This is a genomic window from Rhodopirellula sp. J20-39, assembly GCF_057365095.1.
This window is the reverse complement of sequence record NZ_CP195123.1, coordinates 4,417,125-4,439,711: the sequence shown is the minus strand read 5'-3', so window position 1 is coordinate 4,439,711 and position 22,587 is coordinate 4,417,125. Positions and strand designations below refer to the sequence as shown.

Here is a 22,587-nt window from a genome sequence, read left to right as displayed (position 1 = left end):
TGACGCAGATGATCCTCGACATGGCAGTGACTTAGTGCATAATAGTAGATCCCGCCCGTCATGGCGTCGGCTAGACCCCTTTAGTCGCAAATCATCCATGACGTTTGTTTATGCTGACCAGCACGACGCTGACTTCGGCAAAGCACCTCCGCAGATCGTTTCCCAATCGACATCGAGGACCAGAGCCTTGCTTCGTTTCCACTCCTGCGTCGATCACTTGCCGCTTCGACTCGCATTGACGCTGGGCTTCATTATTGGGATCGCCAGCTTCGCCAGTCCGTCGGCGCAGGCGGAGTCTTCCGGCTTCACGAGTGAACAGCTTGAGTTCTTCGAGAAGGAGGTGCGGCCGCTATTAAGTGAGCATTGTTACGAGTGCCACAGCGCTGGTACCGAAAAGTTGCAAGCCGGTTTGATGGTCGACAGTCGCGACGCATTGATCGAAGGCGGCGACAGCGGTGAGTCAATCATCCCCGGCGACGCCGACGGCAGTCTGTTCATGGAAGCGGTTCGCTGGGAATCGTATGAGATGCCGCCGAAAGGGATGTTGCCTGAAGAGGAAGTCGATACGTTCGCCAAGTGGATCGATATGGGAGCCCCGTGGCCAACCGAGGCCGCGCCTGTGACCAGGGCCGAGCGACCTGTGTTTGCGTTGGAAGAACGAGCCAAGGAACATTGGGCGTGGCAGCCGATCGCCGATCCGGCACCGCCGAGTGTTTCGGACAACGCGTGGCCGCGAACAGATCTCGATCGATTCATCTTGGCGAAGTTGGAAGAAAACGAATTGACGCCCGCCGCTGATGCAGACCGCTTGGCTGTGATGCGACGGTTGTATCTTGATCTGGTTGGCTTGCCGCCTACGCCTGAACAGACATTGGAATTCATGTCAGACCCCGGGCCGGACGCGATTGAGCGTCTCGTCGACACGCTGCTTGCCTCGCCGCACTTCGGTGAACGCTGGGGGCGTCACTGGCTCGACCTGGTTCGCTACGCAGAATCTCGCGGCCATGAGTTTGATGACGATGCGATCAATGCTTATCAGTACCGCGACTACGTTATCCGAGCGTTCAACGCGGACATTCCTTATGACCAATTGGTACGTGAACACATTGCGGGCGATTTACTCGACCAACCGCGAACCAATCCAGAGGACGGTTTCAACGAATCCATTTTGGGAACTGGGTTCTGGTTCTTAGGCGAATGGGTTCACTCACCGGTCGATATTCTCAAAGACGAATCGGATCGTTTCGACAACATGGTCGATGTGATGTCGAAGGCGTTTCTGGGGGTCACGGTAGCCTGTGCTCGTTGCCACGATCATAAGTTTGATGCGATCTCGACGGCCGACTATTACTCGTTAACCGGCTTCTTGCAAAGTAGCGACTACCGCCAAGTCCGGTTCGATTCCATGCTTCCCAATCAAAGGGTGGCAAAGCAACTTGCGTCTATCGACGACGAGTATCGTCAACAGATTCAAGCTTTACTGGCAGCGCACGATTTGGTCCCGCCGAAGTCCGAGCCTCTGCCCTCGGTGATACATGACCTGTTGGTGACGGACTTCGGAAGTTTGACGCCAGACCAATTCATGCAGGATGGTTACAGCTTCGGTGACGGTCCGCATCCAACCGGTCAACCGATGTTAGTCTCGACCGGCGAGACGGCGAAAATTGATTTCGCGTCGCGCGGTCATGCGGTCAACGATCCGGCTTGGAATGGATTGAAGTCGGTTGCGCAAAAGAATCTTCAAAGTCGTTGTAGTGTTGCGAAGTTGCCTCGCAGTGGCCGAACTTTGCGAACGCCGACATTCGAATTGACCGAAGACCTGGTGGGCTGTTCCGTGGTCGGTCGAGGCCACGTTGTTGCTTGCGTGGATTCACATCGACTTGTCGCTGGACCGCTGCACCGCGAAACAGTGGTGTCCATTCCGAAAGATGCGACTTTTGTTGAGCTACGGTTGGCTCGATACAAGGGACACCGAATTCATCTGGAGTTCACGCCCGCCGAGGATGCTCAGTTGGAGGTCGCGTTTGTAGTCCAAGGGAATTCAGAAGATTTAAAGAAGGCGAAAGCGGCAGCAAAGGCAACTTCGCTGGCGGAGTGGGATGCGTTTCGAGCCGATGTTGATAAACAAATCGGCGATGAGTTGGGTGAAATCGCGGAGCAATGGAGTCAGTCTCGTGCAGAGATCGCGGCCAACATTGTCAAGACATCGCGGACAGCCATGGCCATGCTGGATGGCACTGGCGAGGATGCTCACGTTTACATTCGGGGGAATTCCAACAAGCCGGGCGACATTGAGCCGCGTCATTTCTTGACCGCGATTTCGGGCAAGCAGCCGATGGAAATTCACAGAGGTAGCGGGCGTCTGGAACTGGCGGCGACGATTAACGACCCCGCGAATCCGCTGACCTCGCGCGTGATCGTTAATCGCATCTGGCATTACCTGATGGGACGCGGCATCGTGCCAACGACCGATGATTTTGGAGTGCTCGGTCAGTTACCGACTCATCCAGAGCTTCTGGATCATTTGGCAACCGAATTCATGGCGGACGGCCGCAGCATCAAGAAAATGATTCGCCGCATCGTGCTTTCCCGGAGTTACCAGATGTCAAGCCAGATCGATGCCGAGGCGGCCCAAGCGGATCCTCTGAACTTGCTCTGGCACCATCGTCCGCCGAAACGGTTGGAAGGGGAGTCGATTCGAGATTGTTTGTTGGCCATTTCGGGCAACTTGAATCAAACGCTCTACGGGCCACCCGTTCCCATTCACCTGACGTCGTTTATGAACGGACGAGGCCGGCCAAGGACGAGCGGGCCGTTGGATGGCGAAGGACGGCGATCGATCTACGTATCAATTCGACGAAACTTCCTATCACCGTTCATGTTGACGTTCGATACACCGGTTCCCTTCAGCACGATGGGACGACGAAACGTTTCGAACGTGCCTGCGCAGGCCTTGATCCTGATGAACGATCCGTTCGTGGTCGCGCAGGCTCGCGATTGGGCCGAGCAAGCTTTGCAGCACGACAATTTGGTGGATCGGATCGAGTGGATGTATCTAGCTGCCTTCGCTCGCAAACCAGCGGATGCGGAACTGGATATCGCGATGGAGTTTGTTGGCAACGGTTCGAGTGTTGATCAATGGGCGGCATTCGCTCATGCATTGATCAACACCAAAGAATTCATTTTTCAAAGGTGACTCGTTTGAACAATTCATTTCCCTGCCAGCGTTATCGACCGACGCCTGTGTCACGCCGTGACATGCTGAAACGATCCGCTAGCGGATTTGGTGCGTTGGCGTTGTCGGCACTCGGACTCGATCGAGCGTACTCGTCGGGCACCGATGATTTAGGCAAGGCGTTGCACGGTCCGCATCACCACGTTGCAGCCAAAAATGTCATCTTTCTTTACATGGATGGCGGGCCTTCTCAGGTCGATACCTTCGACCCAAAGCCGTTGTTAGACAAGTTTGATGGGAAGGATCCCGGCGGGTTGTTCGATGTGGAGCCGACGCAGTTCAACAACAACGGAAACGTGTTGGCGAGCCCTTGGAAGTTCCAACAGTACGGCGAGTCGGGGTTGCCGGTCAGTAGTCTGTTTCCGCACGTGGCATCCTGTGCGGATGACTTGGCGGTGATTCGATCGATGACGTCGGAATTCCCCGAGCATACGTTCGCCAATTATTTCTTGCACACCGGTAGCGGTCTGCAAGGACGCCCTAGCATGGGTGCGTGGGTGAACTATGGGTTAGGCAGCGAATGCAATAACTTACCCGGTTTCGTTGTGCTCAATGGCGGCTTGGTTCCTCCCGGAGGCCTGGATTGTTTTGGTAGTGGGTTCCTGCCAGCCAGCTATCAAGGATCGATCTTCCTGCCGAAGGGGACGGGAGTTGCCAATATTGAACGAACCGAAGCGACGGCACAGGAACAATTGCGGAAGTTGGACCTTGTGCGGCAATTGGATGGCTTAGCCGAAAGTAACTTTGGCAAACACGACAGTCTTGAGTCGGCGATCCGCAATTATGAACTCGCTTATTCGATGCAGATGGCGGTTCCGGAGGTCATGTCGCTTTCCGACGAACCGGCCCACATCAAGAAGATGTACGGAATGGAAGCTGAATTCGAGCACACACGCACGTATGGTGCACAGTGCTTGATCGCTCGCCGAATGATTGAGAACGGTGTCCGGTTCATCGAATTGACTTGCCCCAAAGCCGGCGGTGATCGGTGGGACCAGCACTCCAACCTCAAAGCTGGTCATGAAAACAATGCTCTTGCCGTCGATCAACCGATTGCAGGTTTGTTGAAAGACCTGAAGCAACGAGACATGTTGAAAGATACGTTAGTCGTTTGGGCTGGCGAATTTGGACGCACTCCATTTGCACAAGGCAAGAACGGTCGCGATCACAACCAGTTTGGCTTCACCGTGTGGATGGCCGGCGGTGGCGTTAAGCCTGGCACGGTGTACGGCGCCACGGATGAGTGGGGCTACAAGGCGGTGGAAAACCGCGTTGAAATGCACGACCTGCACGCCACGATGTTGCATCTGATGGGCGTCGATCACACGCGAAGCACGTTCCGGTTCGGTGGACGCGACATGCGTTTAACGGATGTGAAGGGGCACGTGATCCACGATGTGATCGCTTAGCCGCATACCTGTGATCCGTGGTCGGCAATCTTTGCCGGTACTAGTTTCTTCGTTCCTAACGTTCCCCACGCATAGTAAGTCCGCATGTCCGTGATCTCTCGATTCTTATCGCTCGTTTTGATATCGCTTGTTGCAATTCAGTGTGCAGCGGCCGAAGTCACCCATAGTTTTTTGGCTTTTGGTAAAGACACCTACATCGTCGACGCCACCGGTGAAAAGACTTGGACGTACCCTGCATCGACGCGTGATGGATACATGCTCGATGACGGAACGATGATTTTGACGCTTAGCAAAGCTAAGAAGAAATACCCAGGCGGCGCGGTGGTGAAGATCGATCGTGCCGGCAACGAAACGTTGATATGGAAAGGGACTCAAAGCGAAGTCAACAGTGCACACCCTACCGCTGACGGGACGTATTTGATTACGGAAGCTGGCGCGAAGCCAAGATTGTTGGAAATCAGCGAATCCGGCGAGGTGCTGGTGCAGTTTCCGCTGGTTTGCCAGAAGAAGAATGTCCACTTGCAAACAAGAATGGCCCGGAAGCTTTCTGACGGTACCTACTTGGTCCCGCATCTGCTCGACTTCGCAGTGTTTCACTATGCAGCTGACGGAAGCGTTCTTGGCAAGCTCGATACCACCGTCGAAGGTGATCCCGATCGCAAGATCCACACTTGGCCATTCACCGCGATTCGCACCGGTAGCGGAAACACGGTTGTGACCTGCACCAATGGCAATCGCGTCGTTGAATTCGATTCGAAAGGTGATGTGGTATGGACGCTCACCAATGACGATCTTCCTGGGCAATGGTTGCAAGATCCTTGTGGCGCCCAAGTGCTTCCCAATGGGAATGTAGTAATCGCTTGTTACGCAGCCGGGCGGAAAGACGTCACGACACCGAAGTTGTTCGAAGTGACGAAGGACAAGAATGTAGTCTGGACTTACACCAATGATGAAAAGGTGGGCATTCATTCGTTCCAAATCTTGGATACCAACGGCGTGAAACTTGTTGGTCCAGCATTGAAGTAGTGACAGCTTAGGTCGACAGCCCTGACACGCTAGGATCGCGAGGCGAAGCTCCGGATCTTTTTCGATCTCTATTCGATCGGCTCGCTTTAACAGTTCGCTATCGGAGTGGTCTACAATGCCAAGCTGCTTTGAAACTGGCAACGCGGTGGACGGTATCAGCGGTGTTCTGCAAAGCAATTCGCATTTGTATCTATCTCGCTGGAAACCGAATCGTGCTTAGAACTCTCTCGTGTTTGTGTGCACTCGTCATCGGCTCGGTCGTTGCCACAGCAGAGAAACCCAACGTCATTCTGATCATGGCCGATGATGTGAGTTGGGAGTGTTTCGGTTGCTATGGCGCCGAAGATTACAGTACGCCACATATCGATGAATTGGCTGCCCGCGGCGTCCGGTTTGATCACTGCTATTCAAGCCCGATCTGCACCCCCTCGAGGGTGAAGATCATGACTGGACAATACAACTTTCGAAATTACACGCACTTCGGATATCTCGATCCGCAGGAAAAGACGTTTGGTCATCTGATGCAATCGGCTGGCTACCGAACTGCGATCGCCGGCAAGTGGCAACTCAACGGGCTGTATCACGGTGCGGAGGGCAGCGAAGACCACACCCGTCCGAAACAGGCGGGGTTCGATGAGTCATGCTTGTGGCAGGTAACCAAGGGGAAGAGCGGGCCGAATGGAGGAGAACGTTTCTGGAGTCCACCGCTTGAGCAGAATGGGAAGCTAATCAGTTCGGATGACAACGCGGATAAATATGGTCCTGATTTAATGTCGGACTTTTTGTGCGACTTCATCAAGCGTTCCAGTGATAAGCCTTTCTTCGTTTACTACCCGACTGTGTTGGTGCATTCGCCGTTCGTTTCCACACCCGATACCGTTGGTGATGGATCAACGACACCTGCTGCGAACCGGGGGTCGAAAGACAGAAAAGACCAGAAGAAGAATTTCGTCGCGATGGTGAATTACCTGGACAAGATCGTCGGCAAAATCGTGAAGACGGTTGAAGACGCGGGCGAGTTAGAAAACACACTGATTTTGTTCACGGCCGACAACGGAACCAACCGGCAGATTACTTCGCGATGGAACGGGCAAGCGATTCGAGGTGGCAAGGGCGATACCAAGGACATGGGCACGCACGTTCCGCTTGTAGCCTACTGGAAAGGCCAAACGCCTAAAGGAATCGAACTGGATGATCTCGTCGACTTTACTGACTTTTACGCAACGATTGCGGAAGCCGCTGGCGTGACGTTGGGCAGCGATGATCCAGTCGATGGCCGTAGTTTCTTGCCACAATTGAAAGGCGAAAAGGGGAGCCCACGCGAGTGGGTTCTTTGCCACTATCAGCCTTATTGGGGCTCGTTCCCTGGTTCGCAATACGCTCGCGACGAAACGTTCAAGCTATACCGCGATGGCCGGTTCTATTCCGTGCCAGGCGATCTTCGCGAGTTGAGTAATCTGGCGAACGGACCAGCTGAATCGCAACGCGAAATTGCCCGGAAGAATCTCAAGGCGGTGCTGGACGCCGCACCGCCCGCTCCAACCAAAAAGAGCGGGAAGAACCTGAAAGACCGCCCGACGTATCCCGATTGGAAAGAGATTATTGCCGAAGAATGAACTCGAGTTCAATTGAACGGTTACGCCTCGATCGCACGCAGTCAAACGATGCAGATGAAGTAAACCGGCCGCACCAGAGTTTACTTATTCTTAGGCATTGGAGTGCGGGCAATGTGTTCGTCTAGTGCCTTGGCGAGTTGGCTCGCGATCTCAGGATGCTCTTTGATCAGGTTTCGACTTTCGCCGATGTCTTCTTTGAGGTTGTACAAGCTGGGATTCGATGGAGAGCGTCCGGCGTGCTTCACTTTAAAGATTTCCTTTTTGTGGTACTTCCAATCGCCCCAACGCACTGCGTTATGCAGAAAGAAGAAATATTCGTGACGTGTGGCGGCGCCTGGTTTTTGGGTCAATAGATCGATGATGTTTTTGCCGTCGATTGGCATTGCCGGTTTCAGATCAGCCCCGGTGATCTCGGCGAGCGTTGGCAGCAGATCCATCGACAAGGTCATTTCAGTACAGGTCGATCCGGCAGCAATTTTCGCAGGCCATTTCATGATCGCGGGCACTCGCTGACCGCCTTCGAAACTGGTTCCCTTTCCTTCGAACAACGGCAATGCACACCCGCCGTTGTCTCCTTTGATCAACCAAGGGCCGTTATCCGACGTGAACACGACAATCGTATTCTCTTCCACGCCGGACTCTTTCAAAGTGTCTAAGACACGGCCGGTGTTGAAGTCAATCTCTTCGATCACATCGCCGTAGATTCCACGTTTGCTTTTGCCTTTGAAGTCTGCCGAAACGTGCAACGGCGTGTGTGGCATCGAGTTGGCAAGGTACAAAAAGAATGGCTTCTCGTCTTGGGCGCACTTCGTAATGAAGTCGATACTTTCGTCGGCACATCGCCGAGTGATTGTCGTTTGATCGCATGGGAACTCAATGCATTGTTCATCTCGCATCAATGGAACCATATCCTTGAGCGATCGGGGTCTGCCATTGGCGACTGCAGCGATCTTTTGGTTGATCGAGTCAATCGCATGGCCGTCATGGAAAACGCAGTCATCGGCGTATTCCATTGCAGCGGATGGATACATGTCGTTGCTATAAGGAATCCCGAAATAGGAATCGAACCCTTGGTTGGTGGGAAGGTATTCGGGAAGGTCGCCTAGATGCCATTTACCGACTGCCTTCGTGGTATAGCCAACTGTCTTTAGCATCTCTGCAATTGTGACATGTTTGGGATCAAGACCTTTGTAGGTTCGATGATTGGGAAAGAACACCGCGGAAATGCCGACTCGAAACGGATAGCAACCGGTCATTAACGCGGCCCGTGATGGCGAGCAAATGTGAGACGCTACATAGAAGTCGGTGAACCGCATCCCCTCGCGAGCAAGCTGATCCACGTTGGGGGTCTTGATGTCGGGTGAACCGAAACAGCCAAGATCTTGGTACCCCTGATCATCGTTGGAAATTATCACGACGTTGGGATTCGACGACGTCGGATCAGCCTGGGCTTTCGCGACAAAGAATAATGGGGAAAAGAACGTTGATATCAGCGCAAGACAGATTGCGTTCAAGGACTTCATGCAGATGCTTCGGTTCATGTGGGGCTGCAACTGGTTGAGGTATGGGGACGGGATCTTGGATAGGAAAAATATAACGCGACCGGGTCAGTGCCGGATGTTGCGAAGCTGATCAAGCTAGGCAAGGGAACCATAATACCACGTCATCCTGGGGAGAATGGCAATCTGGATGGCTGGGCAGTGGCGTACGTGACGAATCGAAGATGTAGTCCGCATTGAGATCGCGAAGAATGACCAATCCTTGGTCTTTGGTTGCAAAAACTCAACGCTCATCGCTGGGAATTTCTTTTCGGCGAGCTACGCGGGACTGAAATTCATGACGTAGGTTTCAATAGCGGTGTACCCGCGCTCCATCCTGACCTGAGGTATTTTGCACCGTCAGGACGCAAATGACTCTGCCCCCGCCGATTTTTGTTCTGCCAGTTCTATGCTTGATCCCACCTTAATTGAGTCGCCTGAAGTCAATTGGTCCGTTCTTTCACTGGCCATGGGCATCCTGACTATTGCGATGGTCGGAATGTTCATCGTGACCGGGTATTCGATGAAGTTTTCGTTGGCGATCACAGGAGTGGGGCGGTTTGGGTTTTGGAAATCGATCGCCATTGTTTTCGCCGGTTCGATAGCCAGTACTGTGGTATCGACGATGTTGGTGATGTCCGCACCCGGCGAGTTGCTGATGTCGTTTCTCGCGTTGATCGGTTCGGTACTCGCCTATTGTGGAGTGATCTCCGTTGTAGGTGGTTGTGGGCTTGGTAAGAGTTTCACAACGTATCTGCTGAGCAGCGTTTTCAACTTCCTAGGTGCTCTACCAGTTTGTGTGTTGGCGTGCATTGCTTACTATTCGATGCAAGGATTGGTTGATCCAGACGGCATGATCCCGAAACGTTGGGGAAAGCAGTTTGCCGAGGCTCATGAGCCAGGTGCCGGATCAGCGATCGGACATGGGGCCGGTGAGTTTGACATTACTAAAATCCTGCACCGTGGAACCGGCCAAGACAGTGACGGTATGAAACTGCCTGAGCAGCTTCCACCAGTTTTAACCGGCGATGAAGATTCAGGTGGATTCTTTGGCTTCGGCAAGGAAGAACGTGCCAGTCCTTATCCTAAGCCTGCGTCGGGATGTCGGAGCAGTTGCAGCGCGGCCAAGCCGAAACCGAAACCGCCTGCCGCACCACCGGTATCACATGGGCCGCAAGCCAATCCGTTTGTGAAATAGACCTAGGGCAAAAGTACGCTTCTTGTGGGCTTTAGCTGTAGCCAGTTGGAGCAAACTCGTTGTCTCGTGCACTTCGCACTTTCGATAAACTTCAGCGCAGGTCGATTGCTACGTTTTCTTTGTGCCTAACTTAGCCCTGCCTTTTTGGCGAGATTGGCGATAGGTCGAGGGAGAAACCCCGGTGCTACGTTTGAATGCGGCGCTTAGGTGGAACGGGGTTCCGAATCCGGTGCGTGAGGCGATCTCGGCCAGTCCTTCGTCGGTATTTTCGAGGAACCGTTTAACGTGTTTCATCCGCACCCGAAAGATTTCCTGTTTTGGCGTGCAGCCCAGTCCGCTGGCGAATCTTCGCTCGAGCGTTGCCCGCGAGACCGCAAGGTGTTTGACAACGTCGCTGACGGCGATTCCATCGCAAGCGAATTGCCGAATGTAGGTTAGCGCGGATGCGAGCTCGTGGTCGTTGATCGCTGTCACGTCAGTCGATTGTCGAGCGACGACGCCGCCCGGTGGCATCAGAATCAATTGCTGGGTCGGTTCCTCGCCCGCCATCATTCGGTCTAGCAACTGAGCGGCTTCATAGCCGACGCGGGACGCATTCAGTTCGATACTCGATAGCGGCGGAGAGCAGAAGCGTTGGAGCGTCGAATCGTTATCCACGCCAAGAATCGCAACTTGATCTGGAACGGAAATCTTGCCGATTCGGCAAGCGTCGCTCAATCGCATTCCGCTGGTATCGTTGGCTCCGAAAATTGCGATCGGTTTAGGAAGTTGAGTGACCCAGCGACTAAGGTCATCCAGCATTTGTTCCCAGTTCGCATTGCGTTTGGTATCAGGCAGGCTCCAGGTATGGCATGACATTCCCTCGGCCGCCAACGCCGCCAAATAGCTGCTGCAGCGTTTCCATACCCACGGTTTACTCTCGACGCTACAAAATCCGAAATTCGTAAACCCTCGCTCTAGAAAGTGGTTCACGGCGGCTTCGGCAACGGCTTGTTCGTCGATGTACACGACCGGGAAGCCATGACCTTTGTTGTCACAATTCGTGTCCACGGCCGGTGCGCCGCAACTGCGAATCGCTTCCATCATGGCAGGGCTATTGCTGCGGAAGATGACGCCATCGCCTTCCCAGTTACTTAACCACCCGGGGGGGCGATCGGCGATACCGCGTTCTTCTACATAGAATCGCCATCCGCCATGCGTTTCGCCGTATTCACCAATGCCGTCGAGTAACGCCCGTCCGTAGGCACCCGATGTCTCGATCAGCAATAGAATTCGCCGGAGTTGATTCATGAGCTCACTAGGGCAGTTCTGAAATAACGGCGTGCATACCTCGATTACCACAGGTCGATGCCGATTCGGTCGAGGGATTTAACAAGGCTGAGTTTCCTGTGGCGTCGGAATTGACATTGAATACTACGTTTGCATGGTGTCGTTTGCAGAGTGTTGGACGCTGCAAATTTGAATGGGCGTCCTGTGTGAGTCTTACCCAAAGTGGTCCAGGATTGGGCTGAAACGAAGCGAGTCATCACAGTTGTCCTGACCAGAGTTTCTCCGCAATGGAGAAGTTTGTCCAGCAAAACCAGATGTTTTTTTGAATGCGACAAGGTTTTCGGCTTTTCAATGTCCCGCTGAGCTTCCTAGGGCCCGTTCATTGCCCTGGGGAACGCCATTATTCATCGTGCAGCAAATTGACATGCACAGTGACGCTTGAACGCATGGACCCAAGGGCGTGGATAGTTAAGGTCATGTCCATATCGTTAAAGAGGTGCGGCGGATCACCTTCTCGTTCAACGTCAACCTATTCTAAAAGTGAGAGATGCCGTGCAGAGAAACTTTCTAGCCCGGACCGGATTTACCCTCGTCGAGCTACTTGTGGTTATTGCCATTATCGGTGTGTTGGTGGGGCTGCTATTGCCAGCGGTCCAGTCAGCTCGCGAAGCCGCGCGACGAATGAGTTGCAGTAATAACTTCAAGCAAATTGGTCTCGCCGTTCACAACTACCATTCAGCCTATCGTCAGATGCCCAAGCACAAGTCGGGCACCGGTAACGAGCCTAGCAACGCTAACTGGACGACAACCAGTCTCTTGCAGAATCATGAAGAGCTGAGCACGTTTGTTGCTTTGGCACCCTTTGTCGAAAACCAAGCGTTGTGGGAACAGATCAGCAATCCCAACGCACCTGACGCCGACGGTACGGCGGGTGTTTGGCTTGCAATGGGTCCGACCCCGGAGAACACTAGTTACGGGCCTTGGATGACGGAGCTTCCTACGTTGCGATGCCCAAGCGACCCTGGTGTTGGTTTGCCTGCGATGGGGCGGACCAACTACGCTGTCTGCACCGGAGACAGCCAAATGTGCATGTCCAACGGACCAACCAACGAATTGTTGGTCGTCAACAGTAATACGGCACAGCGATCACGCGCCGCCCAACGCGGAGCGTTTGTAGCACGCCAAAAGATGGCCTTCCGCGACATTCTTGATGGTCTTTCCAATACGATCATTATGGGTGAGATCACGACCGACCTGGGTGACTCCGATTCTCGTACTGCGCCAGCACGGCAGATCGGTGGTGCGGACGTGACCACGGCAGCGTTGAGTGCGGACCCGTCGATTTGTGGTGGGACTGGGACCGATCCAAGTCGTCCTCAGTTTTGGGCTGCGACAACATCGACTCTGCTGGCGTCAAACACCGCTTGGGGGCGTGGATATCGTTGGGCAGACGGGAACCCTGTCTATAGTTGCATTAACACGATCTTGCCTCCGAACTCTGCGACCTGCGTGGGAACTCAGGGAACTCTCAATGCAACTGGCAATAGCTACACTGCCGGGTCGAATACTTTCGACAAGAACTACGGTGTCTACTCCGCTAGTAGTCGACACCAAGGTGGTTGCCATGTGCTGATGGGCGATGGAGCAGTGAAGTTCATCACGGACTCGATTGAAAGCGGTACATCCAGCTTCCCGATGGTCCAGTTCGGTGAATCAGGTACAGCAGCCCCAGGTTCAAAGAGCCCTTATGGCTTGTGGGGAAGCTTGGGGACCCGTGGTTCACGAGAAGTGATTGACGAAGAGTTCTAAGGCAAAGTCTTAGTCTTAGTCTTATGCCTTTTCGATGTCGTGGACGAGGTACGGAGTCCGTTTGCCAGAATGGGTAAGCGATCCGATACCTCGTCCGCTTCGGTCGCATTGAAAGTTGGTCATGCCGACGCGTTAGCAGCATCGGTGGACGAGTTCATGCCCGTCTGCCAATTGCTCGATACTGCGGCGTGCTCGATCGACGAAGACAAAACTTTAGGACGCCCGTATACGGAAAGTGGCCAGTAAAGCCACCCACGTCCCTTGACGTAGGTATTGATGCGACTGAAAGCATCGATTCGCGAACCAAACGCATCCGGTTGCCGATCCGGTCCGCTAAGAAACTAGCTCCTCTTTCGACTCGTTTGCGACCGAGTCATCCGACATAAAGGCGATGATGCCTGTTTTAACGTCGTACATCGCGCCGACGACACGCACTTCGCCCGCGTTAACCGCGCTGCGAATAGCGGGGCTTCGACTAACGATTTCGCGTACCGTGCGTTCAACGTTCTTCCGGGCAACTCGATCAACGCATGCTTCCAACTCATCGGGATCCATGTTAGCGACGCCACTAAGATCGTCGTCATGCACCGATTCTTGAATCTCCGATACGATCGCATGAAGGTGCGGACGATCGCATGCCACGTCAGTAAACGATCGTTCTTCTAAGAGTTTCACTGACGAAGTCACCGCACCGCAGCGAGTGTGCCCCATGACGAGAATCAGCTTCGCACCGGAAACCGTAACGGCGTACTCGAGACTACCCAGTGACTTTGTGCCGATGACGTTTCCTGCCACGCGTACGCTGAAGATGTCACAAATCCCGAGATCAAAAACTAACTCTGTTGGAATGCGAGAATCAACGCAGCTTAGCACCGCCGCTAGCGGGTTTTGTCCACCGTTGGTAGCGTCGATCGGACGACCAAAGCCTCGGGATATGCGTCGGTCTGTGTGGAACCGTTTGTTGCCCTCGGCAAGGATCTTGAGCACCTGAGATGGGGTCAATCGATCCTGAAGGTCTCGAGTTGAGTAATCAGCGAACTGAACTTCATCACGCAAATCGTATTTGTCGCGAAATCCGCGTAACGCAACACTCACTCCGTGCGCCGGGCCGGTTTTCTCCTTGAATTCCCGAATCAATCCCAATACATCTGGATCGATGTAGTCCGATTCCGAAGCGTCTAGCAATAGTTTCGATTTCGGCTTTGCTTGATTGAAGATCGTGTCCAACGCGGCGCGATTTAAGAAGCTGACTTGATTCGCCAGTTCAACATGTACCACGTCGCCGTCGATGTGTGTTTCGACGATTCGGCGAATCGGACGCCGCAGATTGCTGTTTAGAATGAAAAGGACACTGACGACTAATCCGATCACGATTCCGATTAACAAATCGCTGTACACGATCGCGACCACCGTGACAATGAACGGCGCGAATTGGTACCGGCCCTGTTTCCACATGGTGCGGAACAACTCAGGACTTGCCAGCTTGAGCCCGGTGTGGATCAGAATGGCCGCCAGAGCTGCCAGAGGGATCATGTTCAGATAGACGGGGAACAGTCCCACGCAAACGAGCAACAAGACACCGTGAAGGATGGCCGATCGCTTCGACACCGCACCGGCGTTGATGTTCACGGAACTGCGGACGACCACGGATGTTACCGGAATCCCACCGATCAGTCCGGCAACCACGTTGCCAGCACCTTGAGCCCACAGTTCGCGGCTGCCTGGAGAGTTGCGTCGACGCGGATCGAGTTTGTCAGACGCTTCCAAGTTCAATAGTGACTCCAGCGAAGCGACAATGGCAATTGTGACCGCGGCAACATAGACCGCGGGGTTGGTCCACTGGGAAAAATCCGGGAATGTCAGGAAGCTGCTGAATTCCGACAAACTGCTGGCAACCGGAATCTGAACCAAATGGCCGGCATCGATCGACCATCCACTGCCAAATCGCGAGAATAGGAACTGCATTCCAACCCCCAGCAGAACAACAACCAACGGTCCCGGGATGCCGGAGTTCTTTAGCGGCTTGAACCGCGACCAGAGTACAAGCAGAGCGAGCGAGGCAAGGCCAACCATGGCTGCGCCGAAGTGCATCTCGCCTTGGAAGATCGATGCAATTTCGGAAAACGTGTTTTCCTGATTTGGCTGTGCGAATGACATTTCTCCATCGGGATCGGCATCGTGACCGAGCAAGTGAGGAAGCTGTTTAAGGATCAGGATCACACCAATCGCTGCCAGTAGCCCCTTAATGACACTGGAAGGAAAGAACGCGGACAACGCTCCCGCCTTCGCAATCCCGAGCCCAATTTGGATCACCCCCCCGATGACGACGGCTAGTAATAACGCATCAAATGCACCAAGGTTTGAAATTTGAGCGGCAACTACCGCCGTCAGTCCTGCCGCTGGCCCACTCACACTGGTGTGTGATCCGCTTAACGCACCTACCACGATCCCGCCAACGATACCGGCGACAAGCCCTGAAAACAGGGGCGCACCAGAGGCAAGTGCAATGCCGAGACACAATGGTAACGCGACAAGAAAGACGACGATGGATGCTGTAGAATCGCGAAACAAACCGTTTGCTAGTGATGTGGGTTCGTTTGTTTCATCCATGCGTCGTTCCATTGTCAATCCAAGTTAGCGTTACATCGAGTTCAATTGCCGTGGGAGCGTCCGCGGCGGTGTCGCATATTTGCGCAACGGCCCAACGCAAAGCCTGTGCCATCAGGAGGCTAGCACTGCACGGCATTCGGTTTGCCAGTCCGTGCTCCCGAAAAGCGTGCTTATTCAAATGCGATCCTTGCGATTGCCGATGAAGCCAATGCGGCACGTGACCCTGCCCAGTTCCCTGATGTCGAAATTGAGTCTTCGCGACTGAATTTCTTTCACACACAACCAAGAGAGTTCTCGATGAGATTGCGAAGCAGGCTGAGCTTCATCCATGCGGTAACTGGGCTCGCCTTGCTTTGCCTTGGAGTGTCGGGTGCCTGGCACGTACTCCAGTTGCAGAAACGCAACTCGGAAATCCTCAGCAACAATGTCGCAAGCATCCGCGCGGCGGAGGAACTGGAGTTGATCGTCCGCGAAATGCGGCACGAACTGGATCGATACCTGCTTACCCACGATCGAGAGCATTTGGTGTTGGCGATTCAGAATCAAGATGCTGCGAACGACTGGATCGACAAGGCGGATGGATTGTCCGGAAGCAACGAAGAAAAGGCGTTAATCGCTATCATACGAAGCGGAATCGTTGACTATTTCACTCAATTGCATCAGCTTGTGGATGAACCTGACGAAGCGGTTTCTTCATCTCGAGTCGAAGCATTGGAGGAGCTCACGTTGTCCAAGCAAGTCTTGGTTGCTTCACGACGTTATCTCGATTTGAACGAAAGCGAGCTTGAGGAGAGCAGTCTGCGAAGTGAATCCATGGCGTTGAAATTGTCACTGGCTATGGCGTTGTTGGGTGCCTGCGGCGCGGCCGTCGGATTGGTTGCTGGCTACGGCGTGGCTCGATCCATCAGCCGTTCCATGTATTTGCTTTCGATACCTATTCGCGACGTTGCTGGGAAACTGGATACGGTGGTGGGGCCTGTTGAGGTATCTGCTGATCCCAGCCTGCAAGATCTTCAGCAGGTGCTCGAAACGGTTTCAGCCCGGGTCGGCAGTGTGGTCGAGCAACTTCAGGACGGGCATAAAGAGGTGATTCGTGCCGACCAACTGGCCGCGGTCGGAAAACTCGGCGCTGGCTTAGCACACGAGCTACGTAATCCGCTGATGTGCATGAAAACACTCGTTCAATCAGCTCGACATAATAAGTCCAATCTCGACGCTGATGATCTAGCGGTATTGGATGACGAAATCACTCGGGTCGATAAATTGTTGCAAACATTTCTCGATCTTGCCAAACCGTCTTCGCTTGTTCCCAAGCCGGTCGATCTAAGAGATATCGTTCACCAAACCTTGGCCCTGATCACGAGCCGAGCCGAGGCCCGCGGGATTCAGGTGACCAGTTCATTGCCGGACGAGGTGATGACCGTGCACGGTGATGCAACGCAGTTGCGGCAAGTGCTCTTAAACCTGATACTGAACGCTTTCGACTTCATCCCTAACGGGGGCCAAGTCGCAGTGACCGTCGCCGCTGACCCTGAGTCATCGGCAAACGGAGCCAGCGATCATTGGGTCAGCTTGAGCGTGGCTGACAACGGTTGTTCCTTGCCAGAGGAATCCGATCGAATCTTCGAGCCGTTCTTTAGCACCAAAGAGCTCGGCCTAGGTCTGGGGCTGCCCATCTCGCGAAGGATCATCGGTGATCATGGCGGCACACTGGAAGCAAAAAACCGTGAAGAGGGTGGCGTCGTTGTCACGGCAAGATTGCCTGCGTTACGCAGTCCACTTTTCAGTGAAACCTCACTTTAAGACCATCAAGCAACAATTTACCGTGCCCATGCGTTTGTGAATGGCAAGACGCCAATCTTCGGTAAACCCAAACAACTTCGAATGCGACGATCATTGGATACAACTGTGGCACGATTGCTGATCATTGACGATGAACTGAACCTGCTTTACTCAGTTAAAAAAAGCCTCGAATCGGACTCGCTTGAAGTGGTTACTGCTGCCACGGCTGAGCAAGGCATTGCCGCATTTCGCGAACATGAACCGGATGCCGTCATTCTGGATGTTCGGCTGCCTGACATGTCCGGTCTCGATGCATTTGATGTTATCCACGAGATTGACTCGAGGGTTCCAGTCATCATCATCACAGCGTATTCAACCACTGAAACAGCGATCGAGGCGATGAAACGCGGTGCGTATGAATACCTGCTGAAGCCAGTCGATTTCGATACGCTCTACAAGACCGTTGATCGAGCGATCGAAATTAGCCAAATGAGCCGGGTGCCGGCAGTTTTCGAGGTAGGCGGCGAGCTTGCACCAAACTCGGAACAGATTGTCGGCCGTTCACCGGCGATGCAAGAGGTATTCAAGTCAATTGGTCAGGTAGCTCCGCAAGATGTCAACGCTCTTGTCTTCGGCGAAAGCGGAACAGGCAAGGAAATGGTCGCCCGGGCAATCTTCCAGCACAGTCGACGAAGCAACGGCCCGTTTCTGGCAATCAATTGTGCTGCGTTGGCGGAGTCGTTGCTTGAAAGCGAACTGTTCGGTCACGAACGGGGCGCGTTTACCGGTGCGGACAAACGTCGGATCGGCAAGTTTGAGCAGGTGAACAACGGGACAATTTTCCTTGACGAAATCGGTGACATGACTCCGACTACTCAGGCTAAGGTGTTGCGTCTGCTTCAGGACGGAAGCTTTGAGCGTGTGGGAAGCAACGAGACGATTCAGTCCGATGTTCGCGTGATCGCAGCGACAAACCGAAATTTGATGGAAGATGTTAAAGAGGGCAGGTTCCGCGAAGACCTTTACTACCGACTGAGCGTGTTCGCGATCAAGTTGCCTCCGCTGCGTGAACGGAAGGACGACATTCCGATTTTCGTTGAGCATTTTATCAACTTATTCAACCGAGATTTGAATCGGTGTGTGCGATCGATTACGCCTGAAGCGATGGCGATTCTCGAGAACTACTCGTGGCCCGGGAATGTACGTGAATTGCAAAGTGCGATGAAGCACGCGTTGGTCAAGAATGTCGGCGAGGTATTGTCAGCGGATTCGCTTCCCGCCGATTGCCGTGGATCGCAGCAAATCGAATCGCCTCACCAAACATCCAGTTTGGACACTGAGAACATTCGCGGGTTTGTTAACCGCTTGCTTTCGGCTGAAGAACCCAATGTTTACCAGAGGATGCACAACGACATTGATCGGATTCTGCTACCTGAAATTCTGCGCCACGTTGACGGCAACCAGGCGCAGGCTAGTGAAATCCTGGGCATCGCACGCAGCACCTTGAGGACGAAGATCACCGATCTCGGACTGGCGTTTGAGAAACGCTTGCGATCGGAAAACGACCGACCCAATTAACGCGGCCATTCAAATCCCAATTCGAACAAGCACCGGCGAATTTTTTTCACAACGACGCGTTTCCATGCAATGCACCGTGTTTTCAGCGACGTCCTGGCTTCGCTGATTCGTTTCGAAACGCTGTACCGCGTTCGCACCGACTTATCTCTCCCATGGCGGCACGACGTTTGCATGTCGCGTTTTGATTGCAAATGTACCGAATTGAACGGAGTGCGAGGTCAGAATGCCGCGAATTGTCCAATCTCATCCTCGCCACCGTCCTCGACGGGTCTCTCAATCCGGTGATCCGCTTCGCATTGCTGAGCAGCGGTTTAGGAACGCTGGATACCAATGTCTGCTAAACATCGTTTGCACCTATGAGCGTGGCACGCTGACTCTGGCCGGTGTGTCGCCCACGCACCATCTTAAGCAGGTCGCACAGGAACTTGTTCGCAACATTGATGGGGTCGAACAAGTTCGAAACCGAATCGCTGTGGTTCCTGAAGAGGGAGCTCCCCAATGACCACCACTGAACGGTCACACGTGTTTTTCAACACAGTGTGCATTCATTGTCAAATCCCCGCACTGGTCGAAATTGAAATGCTGGGACAGCCCCTGCAGTGTCGAGGGTGTTCCAACTGGTTTCCTGCTGTCTGTGAAAGCAGTTTGATGTCGGTTCGGGACGATTGCCGTGGACGAACCGATCAAGGCAATGAAGGCAAAGCGAACGAAAATTGCGACGCGAAAAATTCTTCCCCGGTTACGTCGACTGGATCACAGTCAACATTACCGTGAACTAAAGTGGGCTCACGAAAACGCGTTGGCGTCTAACCTTCACCGCCGATGTCGACGTTGTAGGACTCCAGCAGCATTTGCTCTTCAGCCGCTTCGTGATCGGACATTCGTTCGTGAAAGGTTCGCAGCCGAGCGAGGATCGCTTTCGTTTTGGAGACCTTCTTTTGCCACGAGCCACCGTCGGCAACTATCGCGGCAGTACTCTCCGTGATTTTCGAAATTTCGTCATACAAGTCACTGTGCTGACTGCGTAGCGTCGTTGCTCGTTCAGAGAATCGCGGCGAGACATCTGTCGTGCAATCCATATAGCCGTACGCCTCTTCGAGAGTGAAGTGCATCGCGATCTGATCGCGAACTTCTTCAAGAAATTGCGAAAGTAGGTTAGGCGCGACGTCAACTGCCGTTCGTTCCGTGCAGATTTCAAGTAACCTTTCCATCAGCGTTTTCAGATAGACATCATCATCCTTGATCTCTTGCAAGAACGCGGCGTTGACAACGACGGTTTGTGTTTGAAAATGCACTATTTCAGCCCTTCCTTTCGTGGATAACATCGGTTTGCCCAGCAGTGCATCGATGTTATCTAGTTCGCTCGCAATCACCGGCTGGGACTTGTCCGGATGCATGTAAAAGAGTTGAAATTGCTAAGAAAGCAATCGCCACCAAACGAAGGTTCCCAGTGCGAAGCAGCCGGCGACGAAAGTAGCAACGAAAAGACCAAAGATGTTCCATGACAAGTGGCCTTGGACGTGGCCACAACTCACCTCGCTCACCGTCGTCGCGTAATGTTCTCGGTCATCCAAGGAAGGATGATGTTGGTCAGCTTGCAAATTCGATTTCATGTTGGAGCAGTCTGAAAAGTAATTGACTGGCTAGGGCAGTAGTCGAAGCAGGCCTCGACTGTCGATTCATCACGCTCGCCTCGACAGACGCTGCGCCGAAGCTCAGTCGCGTCCTACTCGGCTTTTCAGACACTGCTTTAGGCAAAGATTATGCCAAAGTACTTGGCGGCGTTACGTATTGGGGTTTTGTGTTTGTGATAGCACCCATTGCGTCTATGCATGCACGTTACAGGTCGCACTAGGCATGTGCGAAACGAACCATTTGCTGGATAAAATTGCGTTCTTTCCTATCAGGACGTGGAGGATTCCTGGCGAATATCGGCCTCGGCGATTGAAAATCGGCATCGGGATTTGCTTGCCGAACCAGCGCAGTTCCGCGTGGCTCGAACCTACCGGAGGTTAGCTGGGGGGGGCGACGGGGCTTTCCCGGACTGCCGATCTCCTAATATTCGGAGCAATTGACGCTGAGTTGGAATGGTGTTGGAAATGACCAGCCAATGCGTGGACGATTCTGGATCACGGTTTACTGTGATGGGATAGGAGAAACGGGCACTCGCCAATTCTCTGTCACTCTACTTCTGCTCCTCTCCCAATCCTCTTCTCCTGTTCAGAAAGACATTTGATGCAAAGAAAGTCACTAAGCCGATTTGGCTTTACGCTGGTTGAACTACTTGTGGTTATTGCGATTATCGGCGTACTGGTAGGACTCCTGTTGCCCGCCGTACAAGCAGCACGCGAAGCGGCCCGACGAATGAGCTGCAGCAATAACTTCAAGCAGATTGGTTTGGCTGTTCACAACTACCATTCAGCGTATAACCAGTTACCAAAACACAAGTCGGGAACCGGCAACCTCCACGCAGGTGCTAGCTGGTGGGATGCGAGTGCGGTTGAGAACCACGAAGAGCTAAGCGTCTTTGTCGCCTTGGCACCCTTTGTGGAGAACCAAGCTCTTTGGGAGCAAATCAGCAACCCCAACGCTCCCAACGCGGATGGGACCAACGGCTCATGGCAGGCTATGGGACCAACACCCGAGAACAACCTTTACGGCCCATGGATGACCGAGCTTCCAACTCTGCGTTGTCCTAGCGATCCGGGTGTTGGACTGCCGGCGTTCGGACGCACCAACTATGCATCGTGCATGGGCGACAGCATGATGACCATGTCAAGCGGACCGACCAATCAAGTATTGAAGGTGGTTAGCAATGCCGCTCAACGCTCGCGTGCGAACCAGCGTGGTGCATTCGTCGCTCGTCAAAAGATGGCATTCCGAGATATCCTGGATGGTCTATCCAACACGATCATCATGGGCGAAATCGCGAGTGACTTGGGTGACAACGACACTCGAACATCACCCGCTCGCCGTATCGATTCCGCTGACATTACCTTTGCCGCTTTGGCCGCAACGCCATCGATTTGTGGTAACGGAAACGGGACCGACCCAAGTCGTCCGCAGTTTTGGATTGCCGCAACGAACACAATGTCCGAACAAGACTCGGAGTACGGACGCGGTTATCGCTGGGCTGACGGAAACCCTATCTACAGTTGCGTGACAACGATTCTTCCTCCCAACGCGGCAACGTGTACTTCCAGCGCGGCCGGCCTCAACACGAACGCGGACAGTTATACGACTGGCACGAACACGTTCGACAAGCACATGGGTGTTTATTCACCGAGCAGTCGTCACCAAGGTGGTGTCCATGTGTTGATGGGCGATGGAGCCGTTAAGTTCATTACGGATTCCATCGAAGCCGGAAACTCGGGTGCACGGATGGTCGAGTTTGGTGTGACAACGGTTGGCTCGACCCCTGGTTCGAAAAGCCCCTACGGGCTTTGGGGCAGCCTGGGAACGCGTGCATCACGTGAAGTGATTCAAGAAGAGTTTTAGTTTCGCTTAACCGATCTAA

General features: G+C 53.5%; 16 protein-coding genes. 11 read left to right on the top strand and 5 right to left on the bottom strand.

Annotation, left to right across the window (positions count from 1 at the left end; translation table 11 throughout):
- Window positions 1-187: 187 nt before the first annotated feature.
- The 4 genes from ACR3ZL_RS16180 (at window position 188) to ACR3ZL_RS16165 (ending at window position 7,286) form a co-directional block, all read left to right on the top strand.
- Complete coding sequence (locus ACR3ZL_RS16180) at window positions 188-3,196, top strand: PSD1 and planctomycete cytochrome C domain-containing protein (protein ID WP_486172779.1); 3,009 nt, start codon at window positions 188-190, stop codon at window positions 3,194-3,196.
- A 62-nt stretch (window positions 3,197-3,258) separates the two neighbouring features.
- Window positions 3,259-4,644, top strand: coding sequence for a DUF1501 domain-containing protein (locus ACR3ZL_RS16175; RefSeq protein WP_473653545.1), 1,386 nt, complete (start codon window positions 3,259-3,261; stop codon window positions 4,642-4,644).
- Between the two features lie 84 nt (window positions 4,645-4,728).
- Window positions 4,729-5,670: a hypothetical protein gene (locus ACR3ZL_RS16170; protein ID WP_486172778.1), complete on the top strand. Its 942-nt coding sequence runs from the start codon at window positions 4,729-4,731 to the stop codon at window positions 5,668-5,670.
- A gap of 212 nt (window positions 5,671-5,882) precedes the next feature.
- A complete protein-coding gene (locus ACR3ZL_RS16165; RefSeq protein ID WP_473652085.1) occupies window positions 5,883-7,286 on the top strand; it encodes a sulfatase family protein in 1,404 nt (467 codons plus the stop codon).
- A gap of 80 nt (window positions 7,287-7,366) precedes the next feature.
- Here the strand turns inward: ACR3ZL_RS16165 and ACR3ZL_RS16160 are convergent, their stop codons facing one another.
- The gene (locus tag ACR3ZL_RS16160) at window positions 7,367-8,809 is read right to left on the bottom strand and encodes a sulfatase family protein (RefSeq protein WP_486172777.1); all 1,443 of its coding nucleotides are present in this window, start codon (window positions 8,807-8,809) and stop codon (window positions 7,367-7,369) included.
- 424 nt (window positions 8,810-9,233) lie between these two features.
- Between ACR3ZL_RS16160 and ACR3ZL_RS16155 the strand changes: the two genes are divergently transcribed.
- The gene (locus tag ACR3ZL_RS16155; protein WP_473652087.1) at window positions 9,234-10,022 is read left to right on the top strand and encodes a hypothetical protein; all 789 of its coding nucleotides are present in this window, start codon (window positions 9,234-9,236) and stop codon (window positions 10,020-10,022) included.
- Between the two features lie 108 nt (window positions 10,023-10,130).
- Here ACR3ZL_RS16155 and ACR3ZL_RS16150 read toward each other — a convergent pair whose 3' ends face one another.
- The gene (locus ACR3ZL_RS16150; protein WP_473652088.1) at window positions 10,131-11,312 is read right to left on the bottom strand and encodes a XylR family transcriptional regulator; all 1,182 of its coding nucleotides are present in this window, start codon (window positions 11,310-11,312) and stop codon (window positions 10,131-10,133) included.
- Between the two features lie 531 nt (window positions 11,313-11,843).
- On the opposite strand from ACR3ZL_RS16150, the gene ACR3ZL_RS16145 reads away from it, so the two are divergent.
- Together ACR3ZL_RS16145 and ACR3ZL_RS16140 are read left to right on the top strand one after the other, a co-directional pair.
- On the top strand, window positions 11,844-13,100 hold the full coding sequence (locus ACR3ZL_RS16145; RefSeq protein WP_473652089.1) for a DUF1559 family PulG-like putative transporter: 1,257 nt from the start codon (window positions 11,844-11,846) through the stop codon (window positions 13,098-13,100).
- Window positions 13,101-13,169: 69 nt separating this feature from the next.
- A complete protein-coding gene (locus ACR3ZL_RS16140; protein WP_473652090.1) occupies window positions 13,170-13,346 on the top strand; it encodes a hypothetical protein in 177 nt (58 codons plus the stop codon).
- Window positions 13,347-13,433: 87 nt separating this feature from the next.
- Here the strand turns inward: ACR3ZL_RS16140 and ACR3ZL_RS16135 are convergent, their stop codons facing one another.
- The gene (locus ACR3ZL_RS16135; RefSeq protein ID WP_486172776.1) at window positions 13,434-15,710 is read right to left on the bottom strand and encodes a bifunctional SulP family inorganic anion transporter/carbonic anhydrase; all 2,277 of its coding nucleotides are present in this window, start codon (window positions 15,708-15,710) and stop codon (window positions 13,434-13,436) included.
- A gap of 297 nt (window positions 15,711-16,007) precedes the next feature.
- On the opposite strand from ACR3ZL_RS16135, the gene ACR3ZL_RS16130 reads away from it, so the two are divergent.
- From ACR3ZL_RS16130 to ACR3ZL_RS16120, 3 genes are all read left to right on the top strand, one after another.
- On the top strand, window positions 16,008-17,513 hold the full coding sequence (locus ACR3ZL_RS16130) for a sensor histidine kinase (protein WP_486172775.1): 1,506 nt from the start codon (window positions 16,008-16,010) through the stop codon (window positions 17,511-17,513).
- Between the two features lie 81 nt (window positions 17,514-17,594).
- Window positions 17,595-19,070 (top strand): sigma-54-dependent transcriptional regulator, encoded by a 1,476-nt coding sequence (locus tag ACR3ZL_RS16125; protein ID WP_473652095.1) that lies wholly within the window; start codon window positions 17,595-17,597, stop codon window positions 19,068-19,070.
- 223 nt (window positions 19,071-19,293) lie between these two features.
- A complete protein-coding gene (locus ACR3ZL_RS16120) occupies window positions 19,294-19,572 on the top strand; it encodes a BON domain-containing protein (protein WP_473652096.1) in 279 nt (92 codons plus the stop codon).
- Between the two features lie 304 nt (window positions 19,573-19,876).
- On the opposite strand, the gene ACR3ZL_RS16115 is transcribed toward ACR3ZL_RS16120, so the two are convergent.
- Window positions 19,877-20,365: a hemerythrin domain-containing protein gene (locus tag ACR3ZL_RS16115; protein WP_473652097.1), complete on the bottom strand. Its 489-nt coding sequence runs from the start codon at window positions 20,363-20,365 to the stop codon at window positions 19,877-19,879.
- 120 nt (window positions 20,366-20,485) lie between these two features.
- Entirely contained in the window at window positions 20,486-20,683 is a 198-nt protein-coding gene (locus tag ACR3ZL_RS16110; protein WP_473652098.1) for a hypothetical protein, read from the bottom strand.
- Between the two features lie 622 nt (window positions 20,684-21,305).
- On the opposite strand from ACR3ZL_RS16110, the gene ACR3ZL_RS16105 reads away from it, so the two are divergent.
- Window positions 21,306-22,568, top strand: a complete 1,263-nt coding sequence (locus ACR3ZL_RS16105) for a DUF1559 family PulG-like putative transporter (protein WP_473652099.1) — start codon at window positions 21,306-21,308, stop codon at window positions 22,566-22,568.
- Window positions 22,569-22,587 lie beyond the last annotated feature (19 nt).

What these genes read in the sequence shown, in the direction of transcription:
- ACR3ZL_RS16175 (WP_473653545.1), top strand. Translation starts at nt 3,259, where the DNA reads ATGCTGAAACGATCCGCTAGCGGATTTGGTGCGTTGGCGTTGTCGGCA.
- ACR3ZL_RS16170 (WP_486172778.1), top strand. Translation starts at nt 4,729, where the DNA reads ATGTCCGTGATCTCTCGATTCTTATCGCTCGTTTTGATATCGCTTGTT.
- ACR3ZL_RS16160 (WP_486172777.1), bottom strand. Translation starts at nt 8,809, where the DNA reads ATGAAGTCCTTGAACGCAATCTGTCTTGCGCTGATATCAACGTTCTTT.
- ACR3ZL_RS16155 (WP_473652087.1), top strand. Translation starts at nt 9,234, where the DNA reads ATGCTTGATCCCACCTTAATTGAGTCGCCTGAAGTCAATTGGTCCGTT.
- ACR3ZL_RS16150 (WP_473652088.1), bottom strand. Translation starts at nt 11,312, where the DNA reads ATGAATCAACTCCGGCGAATTCTATTGCTGATCGAGACATCGGGTGCC.
- ACR3ZL_RS16140 (WP_473652090.1), top strand. Translation starts at nt 13,170, where the DNA reads ATGGGTAAGCGATCCGATACCTCGTCCGCTTCGGTCGCATTGAAAGTT.
- ACR3ZL_RS16135 (WP_486172776.1), bottom strand. Translation starts at nt 15,710, where the DNA reads ATGGATGAAACAAACGAACCCACATCACTAGCAAACGGTTTGTTTCGC.
- ACR3ZL_RS16130 (WP_486172775.1), top strand. Translation starts at nt 16,008, where the DNA reads ATGAGATTGCGAAGCAGGCTGAGCTTCATCCATGCGGTAACTGGGCTC.
- ACR3ZL_RS16125 (WP_473652095.1), top strand. Translation starts at nt 17,595, where the DNA reads ATGCGACGATCATTGGATACAACTGTGGCACGATTGCTGATCATTGAC.
- ACR3ZL_RS16120 (WP_473652096.1), top strand. Translation starts at nt 19,294, where the DNA reads ATGCCGCGAATTGTCCAATCTCATCCTCGCCACCGTCCTCGACGGGTC.
- ACR3ZL_RS16110 (WP_473652098.1), bottom strand. Translation starts at nt 20,683, where the DNA reads ATGAAATCGAATTTGCAAGCTGACCAACATCATCCTTCCTTGGATGAC.
- ACR3ZL_RS16105 (WP_473652099.1), top strand. Translation starts at nt 21,306, where the DNA reads ATGCAAAGAAAGTCACTAAGCCGATTTGGCTTTACGCTGGTTGAACTA.